General features: G+C 66.9%; 11 protein-coding genes and 1 pseudogene. 10 read left to right on the top strand and 2 right to left on the bottom strand.

The genetic code is table 11. The features are described from left to right. From QAA18_RS03195 to QAA18_RS03175, 5 genes and pseudogenes are all read left to right on the top strand, one after another. Positions 1–639: pseudogene (locus QAA18_RS03195) on the top strand (peptidase M48 Ste24p); the annotation flags it as partial. Beyond that, positions 636–1934 (top strand): MFS transporter, encoded by a 1299-nt coding sequence (locus QAA18_RS03190; protein ID WP_279410952.1) that lies wholly within the window; start codon positions 636–638, stop codon positions 1932–1934. The pseudogene QAA18_RS03195 and the gene QAA18_RS03190, both read left to right, overlap by 4 nt. Positions 1935–2046: 112 nt before the next feature. After that, the gene (locus QAA18_RS03185) at positions 2047–2643 is read left to right on the top strand and encodes an RNA polymerase sigma factor (RefSeq protein WP_279410951.1); all 597 of its coding nucleotides are present in this window, start codon (positions 2047–2049) and stop codon (positions 2641–2643) included. A gap of 11 nt (positions 2644–2654) precedes the next feature. Continuing rightward, positions 2655–3197, top strand: coding sequence for a hypothetical protein (locus QAA18_RS03180; RefSeq protein ID WP_279410949.1), 543 nt, complete (start codon positions 2655–2657; stop codon positions 3195–3197). A gap of 26 nt (positions 3198–3223) precedes the next feature. After that, a complete protein-coding gene (locus tag QAA18_RS03175; protein ID WP_279410947.1) occupies positions 3224–4132 on the top strand; it encodes a DUF4097 family beta strand repeat-containing protein in 909 nt (302 codons plus the stop codon). A gap of 2 nt (positions 4133–4134) precedes the next feature. Here the strand turns inward: QAA18_RS03175 and QAA18_RS03170 are convergent, their stop codons facing one another. Then, positions 4135–6570, bottom strand: a complete 2436-nt coding sequence (locus QAA18_RS03170; protein ID WP_279410946.1) for an acyl-CoA dehydrogenase — start codon at positions 6568–6570, stop codon at positions 4135–4137. Positions 6571–6650: 80 nt separating this feature from the next. On the opposite strand from QAA18_RS03170, the gene QAA18_RS03165 reads away from it, so the two are divergent. The 5 genes from QAA18_RS03165 (at position 6651) to QAA18_RS03145 (ending at position 17091) form a co-directional block, all read left to right on the top strand. Further along, positions 6651–7223: a helix-turn-helix domain containing protein gene (locus QAA18_RS03165; protein WP_279410944.1), complete on the top strand. Its 573-nt coding sequence runs from the start codon at positions 6651–6653 to the stop codon at positions 7221–7223. A gap of 42 nt (positions 7224–7265) precedes the next feature. Continuing rightward, entirely contained in the window at positions 7266–9038 is a 1773-nt protein-coding gene (locus QAA18_RS03160; protein WP_343226735.1) for a phosphoenolpyruvate carboxykinase (GTP), read from the top strand. Between the two features lie 285 nt (positions 9039–9323). Further along, entirely contained in the window at positions 9324–12362 is a 3039-nt protein-coding gene (locus tag QAA18_RS03155) for a TonB-dependent receptor (protein WP_279410940.1), read from the top strand. 106 nt (positions 12363–12468) lie between these two features. Continuing rightward, positions 12469–13926: a sulfotransferase gene (locus QAA18_RS03150; RefSeq protein WP_279410939.1), complete on the top strand. Its 1458-nt coding sequence runs from the start codon at positions 12469–12471 to the stop codon at positions 13924–13926. Between the two features lie 183 nt (positions 13927–14109). Then, the gene (locus tag QAA18_RS03145; RefSeq protein WP_279410937.1) at positions 14110–17091 is read left to right on the top strand and encodes a TonB-dependent receptor; all 2982 of its coding nucleotides are present in this window, start codon (positions 14110–14112) and stop codon (positions 17089–17091) included. A gap of 81 nt (positions 17092–17172) precedes the next feature. Here QAA18_RS03145 and QAA18_RS03140 read toward each other — a convergent pair whose 3' ends face one another. Next, positions 17173–18276, bottom strand: coding sequence for a tetratricopeptide repeat protein (locus QAA18_RS03140; protein WP_279410935.1), 1104 nt, complete (start codon positions 18274–18276; stop codon positions 17173–17175). Positions 18277–18301 lie beyond the last annotated feature (25 nt).

Raw genomic sequence — 18301 nt, 5'->3', positions numbered from 1 at the left:
GCCGAGATCGCCGCGCGCATGGGCGAAGCGGCCGCCGCGGCAGCCACCGAAATCCGCGCCAGCCACCTGGCCGGCCTGCACCCGATGTTGCGCCTGCCGCTGGCGGCGCTGGCCTTCCCGGTACTGCGGCTGCGCCCGCGCCCGGACCTCGACACCTTCCTCGACACCGTGCACGCGGTGGTCCATGCCGATGGCCGCGTCTCGCTGTTCGAGTACTGCCTGGGCAAGCTGCTGCAGGTGCAGGTGCGCGATTCGCTGGACCCGTCGCGGCACGCGCGGTTCGGCCGGCGCAGCCTGGCCCAGGTACGGCCGCAAGTCGCGACGATGCTGGCGGTGGTCGCCGAATGCGGGCATGCCGACGATCCGTCCGGCGCGTTGCGCGCCTACCTGGCCGGCATGCAGCGGGTGCTGCCGCGCGCGCACCTGCCGTACCAGCCGCAGGCCGGCGGCGTGCTGGCCCTCGACGATGTATGGGGGCCGATGGAAACCCTGGATCCGTTCGCGCGCCAGGCCCTGGTCGAAGGCATCGCCGCGACCGTAGCCCATGACAATCGCATCACCGTGGCCGAGGCCGAACTGCTGCGCACCATCTGCGGCGTGCTGCAGTGTCCGCTGCCGCCGATGCTGGAGCGGGGATGAGCCACCAGCCGATGGCGGGACCCGGCGAGCGCGTCCACGCCGGCGAATGGCAGGCGCTGGCCGTGTCGTTCACCTACTTCTTTTGCGTGCTGGCCGCGTACTACATGATCCGGCCGGTACGCGAGCAGCTGGCCGCGGCCGTGGGTTCGACCCAGTTGCCCTGGTTCTACGGCGCGACGTTCATCGCGATGCTGGCGCTGGCGCCGGTGTTCGGCGCGCTGGTCTCGCGTTATCCGCGCCGCATCGTGGTGCCGCTGCTCAACCTGGTGTTCATCGTCTGCCTGCTCGGCTTCGTGCCGCTGTTCACGCAGTCGGGGTTGCTGTCGCCACGCGCGCTGGGCGTGCTGTTCTTCGTCTGGGTCAGCGTGTTCAACCTGTTCGTGGTGTCGGTGTTCTGGATCTTCATGACCGACATATGGAGCGTGGCGCAGTCGCGGCGGCTGTTCCCGCTGATCGCGCTGGCGGGGACGTGCGGCGCGGTGGCCGGTCCGAGCCTGACGCGCGGCCTGGTGGGCGTGATCGGCGTCGCACCGCTGCTGGTCGTCTCCGCGTCGCTGCTGGGCGTGGCACTGGGCTGCGTGATCTGGCTGGGGCGCTGGTCGCGTGTGCACGGCACCCGGCGCGCGCCTTCGGACGAAGCGGCCGTGGGCGGCGGCATGTTCGACGGCCTGAAGCAGATCTTCGCCGACCCGTTCATGCGCGGCATGGCGATCCTGCTGTTGCTGGCCGACGGCATCGGCACGGTCAATTACGCGCTGGTGACCGACTACTCGAACACGGTGTTCGTCGATGCCGTCGCGCGCACGCGCTTCGCGGCCAACGTCGACCTTGCCACCAACGTGCTGACCGCGCTGGTGCAGCTCACCGTGACCCGCTGGCTGCTGCCGCGGCATGGCGCGGGCCCGACAATCCTGGTGTGGGCGCTGGCCAGCACCCTGATGCTCGGCCTGGTGGTGGTTTCGACCGATCCCTATGCGCCGCTGCTGGCGGGCATGCCGGCCGTGGCCCTCGCCCTGATCGTCAGCCGCGGCCTTGCCTACGGCATGGCCGAGCCGGCGCGCCACAGCCTGTTCGCCTCGATGCCGCGCAACATCCGCTACAAGGGCCAGAACGCCGTCGACACGGCGGTCTGGCGCTTCGGGGACGTGGCCATCGCCGTGGGCATGAACGCCCTGCGCGGCGTGGGCGCGACGATCGGCATGTTCGCCTCGATCAGTGCCGGCGCCGCGGTGGCCGCGGGGGCGCTGGGCTGGCGGCTGTCCCGCCAGGCGGGAGCGAGGGGAATAAGGGAATGAGGGGAATGAAGGGAATGGCAGCCGCCTGGAGCCTGCCATTCCCTTCATTCCCCTCACTCCCTTCATTCCCTCGGCCTTAAACCTCCGGGCGCGCCGCAGCATCCGACTGGGTATGCTCGCCACAGCCGTGACCGACTGCCTGCCCACCGCCCCGAGCGCGACCGCGACCCCGGCCGACGTCGACCAGGCGCTGGCGCGCGCTGCGGCTGGCGGCGACAGCAGCGCCTTCGAGGCCCTGTACCGACGCCATGCCGGCCGGGTCCATGGCGTGGTTGCGAGGCTGGTGGGTTACGACCGCGCGCGCGCGGAGGACCTGACCCAGGAGGCCTTCGTCCGCGCCTGGCAGGCGCTGCCGGCCTACCGCTTCGAAAGCGCGTTCGGCACCTGGCTGCATCGCCTGGCGGTGAACACCGCGCTGATGGACATGCGCGCGCGGCGCAGCCGCCCGGGCCTGGACGGCGATGACGACGTGCTCGACCACGTCGGCACCCTGGACACCGCCGGACAGGGCACGGCGCTGGCGCTGGACCTGGAGCGCGCCGTGGCGACGCTGCCGCCGCGCGCCCGCGCAGTGCTGGTGCTGTACGACGTGGAAGGCTGGAAGCACGAAGAGATCGCCGAAGCCCTGGGCATGGCGGTCGGAAGTTCCAAGGCACAACTGCACCGCGCGCGCGGCCTGTTGCGCGAACGGCTGGAGGGACACCAATGACGACGTCTGACATGCGAACCCAAAGCACGCGAACCGAAAGCGAACTGCGCCTGCAGTTGCGCGGCCTGCGCCGCGAGATCGAGCCCGGGCACGACCTGTGGCCGGGCATCCAGGCGCGCATCGGGCAGTTGCCCGCCCAGGCGGCGGCGCCGTCGCGCGGCAATCCCGCCATGCGGCTGGCCCCCTGGGCGCTGGCGGCATCGCTGGTGTTGGCAGTGGGCGTGGCATGGCGCATGCAGCCGCCGCCCGCGTCGGTACAGGCAGCGGACGACGGCACGGGCGTCGCGGCCGTTGCGCTGGATCGCGAAGCCGATGCCATGACCGCCGAATACCGCGCCGCCCTGCAGGAACTGCAGACCGCCACGCCGCAGCCGTCCCTGGCCCGGCGCGAACAGCCGGCCCTGCGCGAACTCGACCAGAGCGCGCGCCAGATCCGCGAGGCGATCGCGCTCGACCCGCAATCGCGCTTCCTGCTCGAACGCCTGCGCCGGACTTACGCGCTGCGCCTCGAACTTACCCAACACGCCATCACCCAAGGCGCCAGCCTGGGCTGACACGACAGAATCCACGGAGAAACCCCATGCGCATTCGCATCCACACCATCGCCCTGGCCATCTGCGCCAGCCTCGCCAGCGCACCGCTGTTCGCCGGCACCCCGATCAACGAGACCCGGCCGCTGGATGCACGCGGGCGCATCGACATCGAGAACGTCAAGGGTCGCATCGAAGTGCGCGCCTGGGACCGCAACGAGGTGCGCATCACCGGCACGCTCGGCGAGGGCGTCGAGAAGCTGGTGATCGACGGCGATCGCCAGGACCTGGAGGTGCGGGTCGAGTACCCGCGGCGGATGGGCGGGTGGCGCAGCGATCGCACCGGGCCGACGACGCTGATCCTGCAGGTGCCGCTGCGCGCCGACCTGGACATCGAATCGGTCTCTGCCGACATCGACGTCGACGGCGTCGCCTCCGGCAATCTCGACATCGAAAGCGTCAGCGGCAACGTCACCGTCGCCGCCGCGCCGGGCAAGGCCGACGTGAGCAGCGTCAGCGGCGACCTCGACCTGACCCTGAATACCGCCAGTGCCAAGTCCGAATCGGTCAGCGGCGACATCGGCCTGACCGGACGCCTGAACGGCGAAGTGCATGCCGAGACGGTGTCGGGCGACATCCACATCGACAGCCGCGGCGAACGCGTCAGGCGCCTGTCCACCGGCACGGTGTCGGGCGACGCCCAGGTGCGCGTGGGCCTGGCCGACGGGGGCGAGATCCGCTCCGAAACCGTCAGCGGCGACATCCACCTGCGCCTGCCCAAGGCGCTCTCGGCGCGCGTGCGCGGCGAGAGCTTCAGCGGCGACCTCGATGCGCCGGGCGTCGACGTGCGCAAGGAGGAGTTCGGCCCCGGCAAGAGCTTCGAGGCGCGCTACGGCAGCGGCAACGGCCAGATCCGCATCGAGTCGTTCTCCGGCGACGCGATGCTCACCCTCGAGTAGCGTCAGCAGCCGGCCTGCAATTCCGCCGATTCGAAATCGTCGACGGTGATCGCGTCCAGCGTCATCTCGCGCAACTGCTCGAGCAACACCCGCTCCTCGGCGGTGATCCAGCCCTCGCGCACGCCCTCGTCGAGCTGCGCCGGGAACTCCAGTGCCTCGATGTCGCTGTGCTTGAGCGCCTTGAGGAACTTGCGCTCCACCGGCTCGGCGTGGACCACGGCAGGCAGATAGCTGTCGATGCGGCCGGCCGGGTTGTTCGCGCAGGGCGTCAGGAACACGCCCTCGGCCAGGCGCGCGCGGGCGGCATCGCCGGGTGTCATCAGGATCGACGCGGCACGGCGGCTGAGGCGATCGCCGGGCGCCTGGGCGCGACGGCCCAGCGGGAACACCAGCAGCCACAGCAGCCAGCCGACCGGACGGATCGGGAAGTTGCGCAACGCACCCGATAGCGCGGTCTCGATCTTGTTGACCGAGTCGTGCATCGCCCAGGCCAGCAACGGACGGTCGCTTTCCGGGCGGCCCTGGTCCTGGTAGCGCTTGAGCATGGCGCTGCAGATGTACAGCTGGCTGAGCACGTCGCCCAGGCGCCCCGACAGCGACTCCTTGAACTTCAGCTTGCCGCCCAGGGTCAGCATCGAGGTATCGGCCATCACCGCCAGCGTCGCCGAATAGCGGTTGAGCTTGCGATAGAAGCGGCGGGTGTAGTCGTCGCCCGGCGCCTTGCCGAAGGCGGAGAACGTCAGGCCGAACCAGAACGCGCGCACGGCGTTGGAGATCGCCGCGCCGATGTGTCCGAACAGGTAGCGGTCGAACTCCTCCAGGCGCTGCACCGGATCCTCCAGCTGCGCGGCCTTCATCTCCTTGAGCACCCACGGATGGCACAGGATCGCGCCCTGGCCGAAGATCATCAGCGAGCGCGTCATGATGTTGGCGCCCTCGACGGTGATGCTGATCGGGGTCGCCTGCCAGCCGCGGCCGAGGTAGTTGCGCGGGCCCAGGATGATGCCCTTGCCGCCGTGGATGTCCATGGCGTCCTTGACCACTTCGCGGCCCATCTCGGTGCAGTGGTACTTGGAGATCGTCGACGGCACCGCCGGGTTCTCGCCGCGCGCGACCGCGGCGGCGGTGGCTTCCGACAGCGCGCTGATCGCGTAGGCCTTGCCGGCGATCCGGGCCAGCGCTTCCTGCACGCCCTCGAAGCGGCCGATCGACAGGCCGAACTGCTTGCGGATGCGCGCGTACGCGCCGGTGACCACCGCGGCCATCTTCGAACCGCCGCTGGCTGTGGAGGGCAGGGTGATGGAGCGGCCGATGGACAGGCACTCCATCAGCATCTGCCAGCCCTTGCCGGCGTAGTCCTCGCCGCCGATCAGCTGCGACAGCGGCACGAACACGTCGCGGCCGTGGATGGGGCCGTTCTGGAATGGCGTGTTGAGCGGGAAGTGGCGGCGGCCGATCTCCAGCCCCGGCGTGTCGTGCGGCACCAGCGCCAGCGAGATGCCGATGTCCTTCGTGTCGCCCAGCAATCCGTCCGGGTCGTACATGCGGAAGGCGACGCCAATCAGCGTGGCCACCGGCGCCAGGGTGATGTAGCGCTTGTTGAGCGTGAGGCGGATGCCCAGCACCTGCGCGCCGCCCCATTCGCCCATGCACACGATGCCGTAGTCGGGGATGGAGGTGGCGTCGGAACCGGCGAACGGCCCGGTGAGCGCGAAGCAGGGCACCTCGCGGCCGTCGGCCAGGCGCGGCAGGTAGTGCCGCTTCTGGTCCTCGGTGCCGTAGTGCATCAGCAGTTCGGCCGGGCCCAGCGAGTTGGGCACGCCCACGGTCGAACTCACCACCGAGGAGATCGAGGCCAGCTTCTGGATGACCTTGTGGTTCATCAGCGCCGAGAAGCCCAGGCCGCCGTATTCCTTAGGGATGTTGAGGCCGAAGAAGCCCTGCTTCTTCACGAATTCCCAAAGCTGCGGCGGCAGGTCGGCACGCACGTGGGTGATGTCCCAGTCGTCGACCATGCGGCACAGCTCCTCGCAAGGGCCGTCGAGATAGGCCTGCTCCTCGGCGGTGAGCTCGGGCCTGGGCAGGTCCAGCAGCTGCTTCCAGTCCGGCTTGCCGGAGAACAGCTCGCCTTCGAAGCCGACCGTGCCCGATTCCAGCGCAGTGCGCTCGGTGTCCGACAGCGGCGGCAGGATCTTCGTATAGAAGCGCAGCAGGGGTGCGGTGATCAGCGACTTGCGGATCGCCGGGACCAGCAGGGGCACGGCGACCAGGGCCAGCAGCACCGCGGCGATGGCGGTGGCCGTGGCGCTGGCGCCGAACAGGGCGCAGCCGACCAGCAGGACGGCGGAGACGGCGACCCAGGTCGCCAGCCTCCAGCGGTGGTAGGCAGCGAACGCTCCGGCCAGGATCAGCAGGAGGAAAGGAATCGCGATGCTCATCGGGAACGCTCCACCATACGGTATAGTATGGATATTGCCATGAGGGTGCTGGGCCCCGCAACCGCGTACTATTGAAGGCTATGGCGTATGGATCCGAACGCAACGGCCGCCTGAGCGCGGACGACTGGGCCCAGGCTGCTCTCGAGCTTATCGCGGAGCTGGGCGTGGCAGCGGTCGCGGTCGAGCCGCTGGCCCGGCGCCTGGGCGTGACCAAGGGCAGCTTCTATTGGCACTTCCCGTCCAGGGAAGCGCTGTTGGTGGCTGCGCTGGAGCGCTGGGAGCAGGTCGAGCAGGAAGAAGTGTTCGGCCAGCTCGAGGCTATTCCGGATCCGGCCCAGCGCCTGCGCTCGCTGTTCGACCTGGTCGCCCACGAGGCACGCTCCCACATCATCTACAGCGAGCTGCTCAAGGCCCTTGACCACCCGGTGGTGCGGCCGGTGATCGAGCGCGTGTCCGCGCGCCGCCTGGAGTACCTCACCGCTTCGTTCCGGCAGGCCGGTCTCAACCGCGCCGACGCCCAGCACCGGGCGCGCCTGGCCTATGCGGCCTACGTCGGCTTCCTGCAGCTCAATCTGCAGATGCAGCAGCCGCAGCTGCAGCATGAAGAATTCGAGGCCTACGTCGAGCACGTCATGGCCACCCTCATTCCGTAAGCATTGCAGGAGACGTATCCCTTGAACGCCCGCACCAAGGACATGAACATCCCCGGTACCGATGGCAGCACGCTGGCGGCCCTCAACGACTGGGTGGCCGAGGTCGCGGCGCTGACCCGCCCGGATGCCATCCACTGGTGCGACGGCAGCGATGCCGAGAATGCGAAGCTGGTCGCGCAGATGGAAGCCGACGGGACCCTGATCCGGCTCAACGAGGAAACACACCCGCAAAGCTGGCTGCACCGTTCCGATCCGCAGGATGTCGCCCGCGTGGAGCACCTGACCCTCGTGTGCACGCCCGAGCGCGACGATGCCGGCCCGAACAACCACTGGATGGCACCGGAAGAGGCGCACGCGAAGATCGACGCCCTGTTCGACGGCTGCATGCAGGGGCGCACGCTGTACGTGATTCCGTACTGCATGGGTCCGATCGATTCGCCGCTGTCGCGTTGCGGCGTGGAGATCACGGACTCGCCGTACGTGGTGGCCAACATGCGGATCATGACCCGCATGGGCGCGCCCGCGCTGAAGCGCATCGAGCGCGAGGGCACCTTCGTGAAGGGCCTGCACTCCACCGGCGAACTCGATCCGGACCGCCGCTGGATCATGCACTTCCCGGAAGAACTGACGATCAAGTCCTACGGCTCCGGCTACGGCGGCAACGCGCTGCTGGGCAAGAAGTGCCATGCGCTGCGCATCGCCTCGCACCAGGCGCGCCAGGAAGGCTGGCTTGCCGAGCACATGCTGATCCTGGGCGTGGAGAACCCGCAGGGCGAAACCCATTACATCGCCGCCGCGTTCCCCTCGGCCTGCGGCAAGACCAACCTGGCGATGCTGATCCCGCCGGAAGGCTATCGCGAGGCCGGCTGGAAGATCTGGACCGTCGGCGACGACATCTGCTGGATGCGTCCGGGCGCCGACGGCCGGCTGTACGCCATCAATCCGGAGGCGGGCTTCTTCGGCGTCGCGCCCGGTACCTCGAAGAAATCCAATCCCAATGCGCTGGCCTCGATCCAGTCGCACACCATCTTCACCAACGTCGGCGTCACCGCCGACAACCAGCCGTGGTGGGAAGGCATCGACAACGGCCTGCAGCCGGCGACCGACTGGCGCGGCGAGCCGTACGACCCCTCGGTGCGCCCGGCGGCGCATCCGAACTCCCGCTTCACCGTGTCGGCCAAGCGCTGCCCCAGCTACTCGCCGATGGCCGAGGATCCGCAGGGCGTGCCGATCTCGGCCATCGTCTTCGGTGGCCGTCGCGCCTCACTGGTGCCGCTGGTGTTCGAAGCGCGCAACTGGATCCACGGCGTGCTGGTCGGCGCCGCGATGGGTTCGGAGACCACCGCGGCCGCGACCGGTGCAGTCGGCGTGATGCGCCGCGACCCGATGGCGATGAAGCCGTTCTGCGGCTACAACTTCGCCGACTACTTCGCCCACTGGCTTTCGTTCGACAAGCCCGGCGCGAAGCTGCCGAAGATCTTCCACGTCAACTGGTTCCGCAAGGGCGCCGACGGCAAGTTCCTGTGGCCGGGCTTCGGCGACAACCTGCGCGTGCTCGAGTGGATGATCAAGCGCGTGGAAGGCCGGGCCGACGCGGTGCAGACGCCGATCGGCGCGCTGCCCGCCGTCGGCGACCTCGACCTGGAGGGGATTTCCCTCACCGGGGAAGCCCGGGAAGTGCTCTTCGGCTACGACCGGGAAGGCTGGCGCGCGGAGTTCGAGGGGATCGGCGAATACCTCGCCGGCTACGGCGAGCGCATGCCGGAAAGTCTCCGGAACGAGCAGCACCGGATCCTGACGCAATTGGCCGGGTAAACCGGCCATACAGTTATGCTGCCCTGCAGCAATCCATGAATGGGGCCGCATGTCGGCCCCATTTGCATTTCCTTGAAAAACAGGCAATTAGCGCGGGCCTAGCATGTTGCAATGCGACATGCCAGTGCTGAAGCGTCCAATTCAAGGAAAAAGTACTTGTTAAGGATTTGTTCACGGCTCTATATTCGAGGCGTCATCGCGTGCGGCTTTGACGTTCTGGCTCGTCCAGGGGGTCCACTCCTCCGGGCGGGATAACGGGGTCTACAACCATTCGGAGTTCCTACTATGGGTTCCAAGCAACGAGCTGATCGTCTCAAGAGGAGCGCACTGACCGTCGCTCTGGGTCTGTGCTTTGTCGGCGGGGTCAACGCGCAGACGAATACGGCGGGTGCGGTAAACGGTAGCGCGGCGCCGGGAGACACCATCACCCTGACCAATCCGACCACGGGTTATTCGCGCACCGTGACGGTGGGCGCGGACGGCTCGTATCGCTTTGCGCAGGTTCCGACCGGCCAGTACGAGGTCACCCGCAACGGCGAATCCCCGAAGCCGGTCTCGATCAACGTCGGTACCACGTCGAGCGTGAGCTTCGCCACCGGCGACGCGACCAACCTCGATACCGTCACCGTCTTCGCGACCAACATCAATCCCATCGACGTGTCCTCGGTCGAATCCACGACCGTGCTGACCGAAGCCCAGATCGACAAGCTGCCGGTGGCGCGCGACACGACCGCCATGGCGCTGCTGGCGCCGGGTACCACGCTCGGCGACAGCCGCCTGGGCAGCGACCAGAAGCAGGGCGGCAAGCTGGCGTCCTTCGGTGGTTCGTCGGTGGCCGAGAACGTCTACTACATCAACGGCTTCAACGTCACCAACGTGATCAACGGCGTGGCCTTCAGTGAACTGCCCTTCGAGGCGATCTCCGAAGCGCAGGTCAAGAACGGCGGCTACGGCGCGGAGTTCGGCCGTTCGCTGGGTGGCGTGGTCAACGTCATCGGCAAGCGCGGCAGCAACGAATGGCACTTCGGCGCGAATGCGATCTGGACCCCGGGTTCGATGCGCAGCGATTCCATCCGCTACATCCCGAATCCGGCCGTGTTCTACGACGGCCCCGACGCCGGCACCAGCCCCGAGTGGCAGCGCATGCCCGGCGTGGCCGACTGGATCCCGGTCGAGATCCCCGACAACAACACGGACGAGCTGAAGTACAACCTGTACGCCAGCGGCCCGATCATCAAGGACACGCTGTTCTTCTACGCGTTGGCCCAGGGTGAGTCCACGGAGTCCGAGTTCTACGGCAACGTCGACCAGGAAGAGCGCAAGTCCGACTCGCCGCAGTACTACGTCAAGCTGGACTGGAACATCAACCAGAACCACTACCTGGAGCTGACGGCTTTCCGCGACCGCGAAGAGCAGAAGTCGCGCTACTGGTTCTCCACGACGCCATACGAGACCGGCAAGGGCGCCGAGAAGCTGCCCAATGCCTACCAGTGGGGCGGCGACAACTACATCGGCAAGTGGACCGGCTACTTCGGCGACAACTTCACCCTGTCGGCGCTGTACGGCGTGGGCAAGTACGACCACACCTCGCAGATCGGCGCGTTCGGCTGCCCCCGCGTCACCGACGCGCGCACCTCGCCGGCGATCAACCATGGTTGCTGGACGGTCACCTCTGCCGACCGCCCGGATGCCAACGAGAAGCGCACCGCCTACCGTATCGACGGTGAGTGGGTGATCGGCGACCACACCATCCGCTTCGGCCTGGACAACGAGGACTACGACTTCGTCGGCGGCCGCACCTACACCGGTACGGACATCGACGGCACCAGCCGCATCATCCGTACGCTGGCCCCGGGTGGCAGCCTGATCAACGCCGGGTACACCAACAACACCGGTGCGCCGATCGACTACGTCGAAATGCGCCACTTCGAGAACGGCGGCGAGTTCACGCTTTCCAACTCCGCCTACTACATCGAGGACTCCTGGCAGGTCACCGACAACTTCCTGGCCTACATCGGCATCCGCAACGAGTCGTTCGAGAACCTCAACGCCCTGGGCGAGTCGTTCATCAAGATCGACAACACCTGGGCCCCGCGCCTGGGCTTCTCGTGGGACGTCAATGGCGACTCCACCCTCAAGGCGTTCGGTAATGCCGGCCGGTACTACATCCCGGTGATGGGCAACACCAACATGCGCCTGGCCGGTGCCGAGCTCGACTACACCGACTACTACGTGTTCGACGGCACCTACAGCAACGACCAGTACGAACTGCCCGGCCTCGGCGCGCAGCTCGGCAGCCGCTTCCTGGTTTCGCCGGGTACCACCCCGGATCCGCGCGGCGTGGTCGATCCGGAACTGGACCCGATGTTCCAGGACGAGTTGATCCTGGGCCTGCAGATGCAGCTTTCGCAGAACTGGGTGGGCGGCGTGCGCGGCATCTACCGCAAGCTGAGCACCGTCATGGACGACTACTGCTCGTACCAGATGCCGTACGACTGGGCGATCTCCGAGGGTTACACCGAGGATGAAGCCGATGCCATCGGTTCGGCGGTCAACAACTGCTTCCTGATGAACGTCGGTGAAGACCTGACCATGAACGCCGACCTCGCCGGCGACGGGAACCTGACCCAGCTCACGATCCCGGCCTCGGCCCTGGGCATCCCGAAGGCCAAGCGCACCTACAAGGCGCTGGAGTTCTTCTTCGAGCGTACCTACGACGAGAAGTGGACCCTGCAGGGTTCGTACACCTTCTCGAAGAACATCGGCAACACCGAAGGTTACGTGAAGTCGGACATCGGCCAGGACGACGCCGGCATCTCCGCGGGCTTCGACTATCCGTCGCTGGCCGATGGCGGCTACGGCTACCTGCCGAACGACCGTCGTCATGCCTTCAAGATGTTCGGTGCGTACGACATCACCGACGAGTGGCGCGTGGGCGGCAACCTGATCGTGCAGAGCGGTCGCCCGATCAACTGCTTCGGCGCACCGGCGGAGAACGGCGACGGTACGGTCGGCGAGAACCACTGGCCGGAGTACGGCTATGCGGGTTACGCCCACTACTGCGAAGGCCAGCTCGTGCCGCGCGGTACCTTCGGTCGCCTGGAGTGGAACAGCAACCTGTCGCTGAACCTGACCTACCAGCCGCGCTGGATGGAAGGCCTGCGCCTGTCGGCGGACGTGCTGAACGTGATGAACGATCGCAGCGTCACCTCGGTCAACGAGACCTGCGAAACCGCCTCGAACACGTTCCTCGCCGGCTGCCACCAGCCGCTGTCGGCGACTCGTGCGCGTGAGTTCCGCTTCACCGCCGAATACGATTTCTGACCAGACCCGGGAATCGAAGGCAACTCTTGCGGCCCCTGCGAAGGGGCCGCATTTTTTTGCGTGCCGTGCAAGCCATACAATCCGGTCGGGTTGGAGGTGGATGCGAATGACGTCGGGTACCGCAGCGGAATGGGAGCGAACGGCACACGCCGCGCTGGGAGCGGGGAAGCACCGGGCTGCGCGCGAGGCGGTGTTGCGGGCCGCGAGCCTCCGGGCCGGCGATGCGCGCACCGTTGCAGGCGTCGTCGCCCTGCTGGCTGCGCTGAACCTTGGCGACGCGCTGGTCCGGTACGTCGATGGCCTGGGTCCGCTCGACCGTATTCCCGTCCCGCTGCTGATGACCATCGCCAGGCACTTCAACATGCTCGGCGACCAGGCGCGCGCGCTGAAGTACCTCGACGAAGTGCACCGGGCCGATCCGGATTTCCCCCCGGGCCTGTTGGCGCGGGCACAGGTGCTGATGTATTTCGGGCGGACGGGGGATGCACGCCGCGACCTGGAGCGATGCCTGCGGCGCGCGCCGGAAATCGCGCAGGCGCACTGGTTGCGGCTGAAACTCGACCCGGCGGACGCATCCGCCGCGCACGTCGGGCAGATGCAGGCCCTCATGGCGCGCCCCGGCGTGGCCGCGCCCGATCGCGTCTTCCTCGGGTTCGCCATGCATGCGGCGCTGGATGCGCTCGGCCGCCATGCCGAAGCCTGGGAAGCGCTCGAGCGTGCCTGCCGAACCAAGCGCGGCCTGCTGGACTACCATACCGACGACAGTATCCGGCTGGTGGATGCGCTGGTGGCCATGCCCGGCGACGCGGCCACCGGAGCCGCCGCGGCCAGCGGTTCGAAGACACCCATTTTCATCGTCGGCATGCACCGGTCCGGTACGACCCTGCTCGAACAGTTGCTGGACGCAAGCCCCCTGGTGCACGGTGCAGGCGAACTCTACGACTTCACCAGCGCGGTGCGTTTTGCCGCCGACCATCATTGCCGGGGCGTCGTCGACACGACCATCGTCGGGCGGGCGGAGGGGATGGACCTGGCGGCAGTGGGCCGGCACTACATGGAAAGCGTTGCCTGGCGGCTTGGCGACGAACCGTTCTTCGTCGACAAGCTTCCTTCGAATTTCCTCAACATCGGTTTCATCTGCCGCGCATTGCCGCAGGCGAGGATCCTGCACATGGTCCGGGATCCGATGGAAACCTGCTTCTCCAACCTGCGCGAACTGTTCTCCGACGCCAATCCCCATTCCTACGACCAGCAGGAGCTGGGAGACTATTTCCTGCTGTACCGCCGGTTGATGGCGCACTGGCACGCCGCTTTCCCCGGCAGGATCCTCGATGTGGCCTACGCCGGCCTGGCGGCGGAGCCGGAAGTGGAGATGCGCCGCGTGGCTGCCTTCTGCGGCATCGAATACATCCCGTCGATGGCCGATTCCCGCCGCAACCGCGGCCGTGCGGTCGCCACGGCGAGCGCGGTGCAGGTGCGCCAACGCGTTGCACGCGCCGAGGTCGCGAAGTGGATGCCATACAGGCCCTGGTTACAGCCCCTCGCCTCCGCCCTGGAAGGCTGATGGTGCGTTGCAACATCAGATCAATCTCGGCTTTTCCTGCGACTGACGGGTCATTTGTTAAACAGTCGGAGGGGGCTTGTTAAAGAATTGTTGACTGACTTATAGTCGGACGGTCGGGCCGCTTCGAGCCGGACGTACATGTACATCCTTTTTGGTCACTGATCCCTAGGGGGTTATAAAAAAATGGCTTCTAATCACCTTGTAAAAGGCCTGAAGCGTAGTGCGCTTACTGTCGCGCTGGGCATGTGCTTCGTCGGTGCAGCCCTCGCGGCCGAGACCGGCGGCCTTCGCGTCACCATCACCGGCACCGACGGCGCTCCGCTTGCCGGCGCCACCGTGACGGTGAGCTCCCCGGACAGCCTGGTTACCCGCTCCGGCGTGACCGAGGCCGACGGTAGCGTCCGCCTGCAGGGCCTCGACCCGTCGACCAACTACACCGTGGTCGTCGACGCCCCGGGCTACGACAACTTCTCGGCCACCAACGTCGCCGTCGTCAGCGGCAAGAACCTCAGCGTCGGTTACGCCCTCGGCGTTGCCAGCCTGGACACCGTGATCGTCACGGGTGCGTCGCTGGCCGCCGTGGACACCACCTCGGCGACCGTCGGCACCACGCTGACCCTCGACATGGTGGAGTCGCTGCCGACCGCGCGTAACTACCAGAGCTACCTGCAGCTGGTCCCGGGCGTGAAGCCCAGCGCCACCGGCAACCCGTCGTCCAAGTCGGGCGTCAACTACTCCGACATCGGCGGCACCAGCGGCCAGTCGACCGACAACGTCTACTACCTGGACGGCGTCAACGTCACCGACCCGAACTCGGGTACCTTCGGCGCGAACTTCAACTCCGAGATCATCCAGGAGCAGCAGGTTCTCACCGGCGGCGTCCCGGCCGAATACGAAGGTGGTTCGGGCCTGATCTCCAAGGTCGTCACCAAGTCCGGTAGCGACGAGTTCCACGGCTCGATCAACTACTACCTGCAGAACGACAGCCTGGTGGCCGACGACAAGCACGGCGAGTCCGCCGGCTTCTCGACCTACGACGCCGCGCTGACCCTGGGTGGTCCGATCATCAAGGAAAAGCTGTGGTTCTTCGGTTCGTACCAGATCAAGAACCGTAGCGACGACGTCGTTAACCCGCTGAACGACCAGCTGATGCGTACGGTCGACACCGACCAGGACTACGCGTTCTTCAAGACCACCTGGCAGATCACGGACAACGACCGCCTGACCGCGCTGTTCTTCAACGACCCGTACGAGCGTAGCGGTTCGACCTCGTCGAGCACGCTGAACAACCGCGATTCCGCGCGCAAGCAGGGTGGCGACAACTACAAGATCGAGTACACCCACGACTGGGACAACCTGCGCCTGAGCGCGTACGGCTTCCGTCACGAGGCCGAGATCACCACGATCGCTGCCGAGGCCGCGGTGCGCAACGACGTTGCCTACTTCGGTGGCAACCCGACCAACGCCGACCTGCAGCTGGGTGGCGTGGGCACCAACCTCGAGACCTGGGCGAACCGCGACGAGTTCGGCCTGACCCTCGAGTACTGGCTGGACACCTCCTTCGGCTCGCACACGTTCAAGGCCGGCTACACCTCGTCCGAGAACACCTACAAGGAAGACCTGCAGTACAGCGGCGGCGGCTACTACCGCTCGATCGCGGCCGAAGACGCGGGCGTGACCTTCGAGCAGTACATCGGTGGCGGCTGGACCGGTTCGCGTACGATCGCCAACGGCGACCAGACGCGCATCATCGACGCGATCAACGCCAGCGCCGACAAGGCGTTCTACCTGGGCGTGCTCGACACCAACAACGACGGTGCCGTGTCCCAGGACGAAGTCAACGCGTACCAGTTCACCAGCACCGCCGGTAACCCGAACGGCCAGGTGAACGGTTACCGCCTGCTGCAGTCGGTCGTCGCTCCGTACGACGTGACCTCGAAGGGCAAGGCGTTCTACCTCCAGGACACCTGGACGATGAACCAGTGGACGATCAACGCCGGTTTCCGTACCGAGCAGTGGTCGCACTACGCCTCGACCGGCGAGAAGGTCTACACCTTCGACTGGGACATCGCCCCGCGCCTGAGCGTGGTGTATGACCTGAACGGCGACGGTCGTAGCAAGATCTGGGGTTTCGCGGGCCGTTACTACGACCCGATCCGCAACAACATGACCGACTTCGCCGGCAACCTGACCGGTTCGGTCCTGGACGAGCAGGTGTTCATCGGCGACCGCTGGCTGACCTACCGCACCCGCGGCGGCCCGAAGACCCCGGACGCCCTGTTCGCGCCGTCGACCAAGACGCCGTACACGGATGAGTTCCTGATCGGTTACGCCACCACGTTCGGCACGGACCTGAGCCTCTCGGTGACCTACACCGAGCGCCAGACCCGTGACATCCTGGAAGACTACGATCTGGCGCTGTACGCCGATCCGGACGGCGACACCTCCAACGGTTACGCCGACGAGAACTCGGACCTGTACCTGCCGTACTCGTACTTCGGCTATGACGGCAAGCCCAACTCGAACTACGTGATCGCCACGCTGGCTGGCGGCAAGCGTAACTACAAGGGCTTCGAAGTCACCCTGCAGAAGCAGAAGAGCAACAACTGGCAGGGCATGCTGTCGTACACCCACAACGCCGCCAAGGGCAACACCAACTCGGACAGCAACGCGGACTTCCAGGGCGACTGGCTTGCCCTCGACCCGCGCGCCCCGAACGCCTACGGCAACCAGCCGGGTAACATCGAGCACCAGTTCAAGGCGTTCGGTTCGTACTTCTTCGACTGGGGCCTGGAGCTGAGCGGTGTGTTCAACTGGAACAGCGGCGTTTCCTACAGCCGTACCCAGCTGATCGCTTCGCGCCACCTGCCGCTGATGGACGACCCGTACGAGTGGGGCGGCGTGGTCGACTCGTGGATCGCCTCGGGCATGATCGGTTCCGAGACGGCCCCGGCGTACTACACCCTGGACGTTCGTGCGAAGTACAACTACGAACTGCCCGTCGGCAAGCTTGAGTTCTTCCTGGACGTGTTCAACATCCTGGACAAGCAGTCGGCCACCACCGAGCAGGACCTGTTCGATGGCGACGGTGTGTATGCCTTCGGCGAAGCCACCGATTGGGTCGAGCCGCGTCGTGCCTACCTGGGCGTGCGCTACTCGTTCTGATCCAAAGCTTCACTGCTGTAAAAAAGGATGCCGGCGCGAAAGCGCCGGCATTCTTTTTGGCCGAAGGTTTTTTAAAAAAACTCAGGAGTTGGCGTCGGCGTCCTGGATGCCGCGCTGGGAATACTTCCGCAGCTCGATGGACTCGGCGCGCTGGAGCGCGCGTTGCGCCGCCTGCAGGTCGCCCTTCTGGCGGTAGGCTTCGGCCATCCCGCGGTGGAAGGTCGCCTGGTTGGGCAGCAGCCTGATCGCGCGGCGGTAGTGTCCCAGCGCCTCGCCGTAGGCGCCCTGCCGGACGAGCTGTTCGGCCAGCAGGAACTGCGAGAACGGGTCCATCGCCTGGGCCTTCTTCAGCCGCTTGCCGTATTGCGCGGCCAGGCGTTCCTCGCCGGTGGTCCGGTACAGCGCCACCAGGTTGCTGAGGGCGCCCAGGTGGTCGTCCTGGATCTGCAGGGCCTTGAGGTAGGCCTGCTCGGCGGGCTGGTAACGGCCGGAGCGCCAGTTGACGACACCGGCATTGCTCCAGATGGTGGCATTGTCCGAGTCCAGGGCCAGCATCCGCCCGGTTTCGGTCATGGCCGAGGACAGGTCGCCGGCCAGCAGGCGCTCGACGGCGTTGTTGTTGTGCAGCAGGGCCACGAGCTCGACGTCGCTGATGCGCCGGGGCTTTTCCTCGGCGACCACCGCCCGCCAACCCACGTCCACCGTGTACTGCACGCCGTCGATGTCGACGCCGGCCTTGACGTGATGCGCGCGATAGACGGTGTCCTCGAGCACGCGCATGGCCAGGGCGTCGTTGGAGGCCTGGGCATAGGCGTCGATGCCCGAGGCCCGCGCCAGCGCGATGAACATCATCGTGAACGAGAGGCAGTTGACCTCGCGCGTGGCGTAGCTTTCAGCCAGGCCATGGGTGGGTTGCTCGCGATAGCGCAAGCCCAGCCCCTGTTCCGAGACCATGTATTCGTAAAGCCTGCGGACCCGGTCCAGGGTCGCCACGCCACGGTCGAATCCGAGCTCCACGACGACGGCGCGCAACTCCGGCGGCAGGGTCATCGCGGCCGCGGCCTGGGCCTCGGCGGTCAGGAATGCCGGTTGCCGGGCCTGCGTGGGCGCAAGGGGGCCGGGATCGAGCTGGAGGGCTCCCGCCTGCGCCGTTCCGGCGCCGGCAAGTGCGAGGAGTATCGCCAATCGCAACATCATGCCTCCATCGCGG

This window comes from Luteimonas sp. 8-5, from assembly GCF_029763755.1.
In the GTDB taxonomy this organism is placed as follows: Bacteria; Pseudomonadota; Gammaproteobacteria; order Xanthomonadales; family Xanthomonadaceae; genus Cognatiluteimonas.
This window is presented reverse-complemented; position numbering and strand designations above follow the sequence as displayed.

Excerpts from the sequence above, each read along its gene's own strand:
- QAA18_RS03190 (WP_279410952.1), top strand. The coding sequence starts at position 636 with ATGAGCCACCAGCCGATGGCGGGACCCGGCGAGCGCGTCCACGCCGGC.
- QAA18_RS03185 (WP_279410951.1), top strand. The coding sequence starts at position 2,047 with ATGCTCGCCACAGCCGTGACCGACTGCCTGCCCACCGCCCCGAGCGCG.
- QAA18_RS03180 (WP_279410949.1), top strand. The coding sequence starts at position 2,655 with ATGCGAACCCAAAGCACGCGAACCGAAAGCGAACTGCGCCTGCAGTTG.
- QAA18_RS03175 (WP_279410947.1), top strand. The coding sequence starts at position 3,224 with ATGCGCATTCGCATCCACACCATCGCCCTGGCCATCTGCGCCAGCCTC.
- QAA18_RS03170 (WP_279410946.1), bottom strand. The coding sequence starts at position 6,570 with ATGAGCATCGCGATTCCTTTCCTCCTGCTGATCCTGGCCGGAGCGTTC.
- QAA18_RS03165 (WP_279410944.1), top strand. The coding sequence starts at position 6,651 with ATGGCGTATGGATCCGAACGCAACGGCCGCCTGAGCGCGGACGACTGG.
- QAA18_RS03160 (WP_343226735.1), top strand. The coding sequence starts at position 7,266 with ATGAACATCCCCGGTACCGATGGCAGCACGCTGGCGGCCCTCAACGAC.
- QAA18_RS03155 (WP_279410940.1), top strand. The coding sequence starts at position 9,324 with ATGGGTTCCAAGCAACGAGCTGATCGTCTCAAGAGGAGCGCACTGACC.
- QAA18_RS03150 (WP_279410939.1), top strand. The coding sequence starts at position 12,469 with ATGACGTCGGGTACCGCAGCGGAATGGGAGCGAACGGCACACGCCGCG.
- QAA18_RS03145 (WP_279410937.1), top strand. The coding sequence starts at position 14,110 with ATGGCTTCTAATCACCTTGTAAAAGGCCTGAAGCGTAGTGCGCTTACT.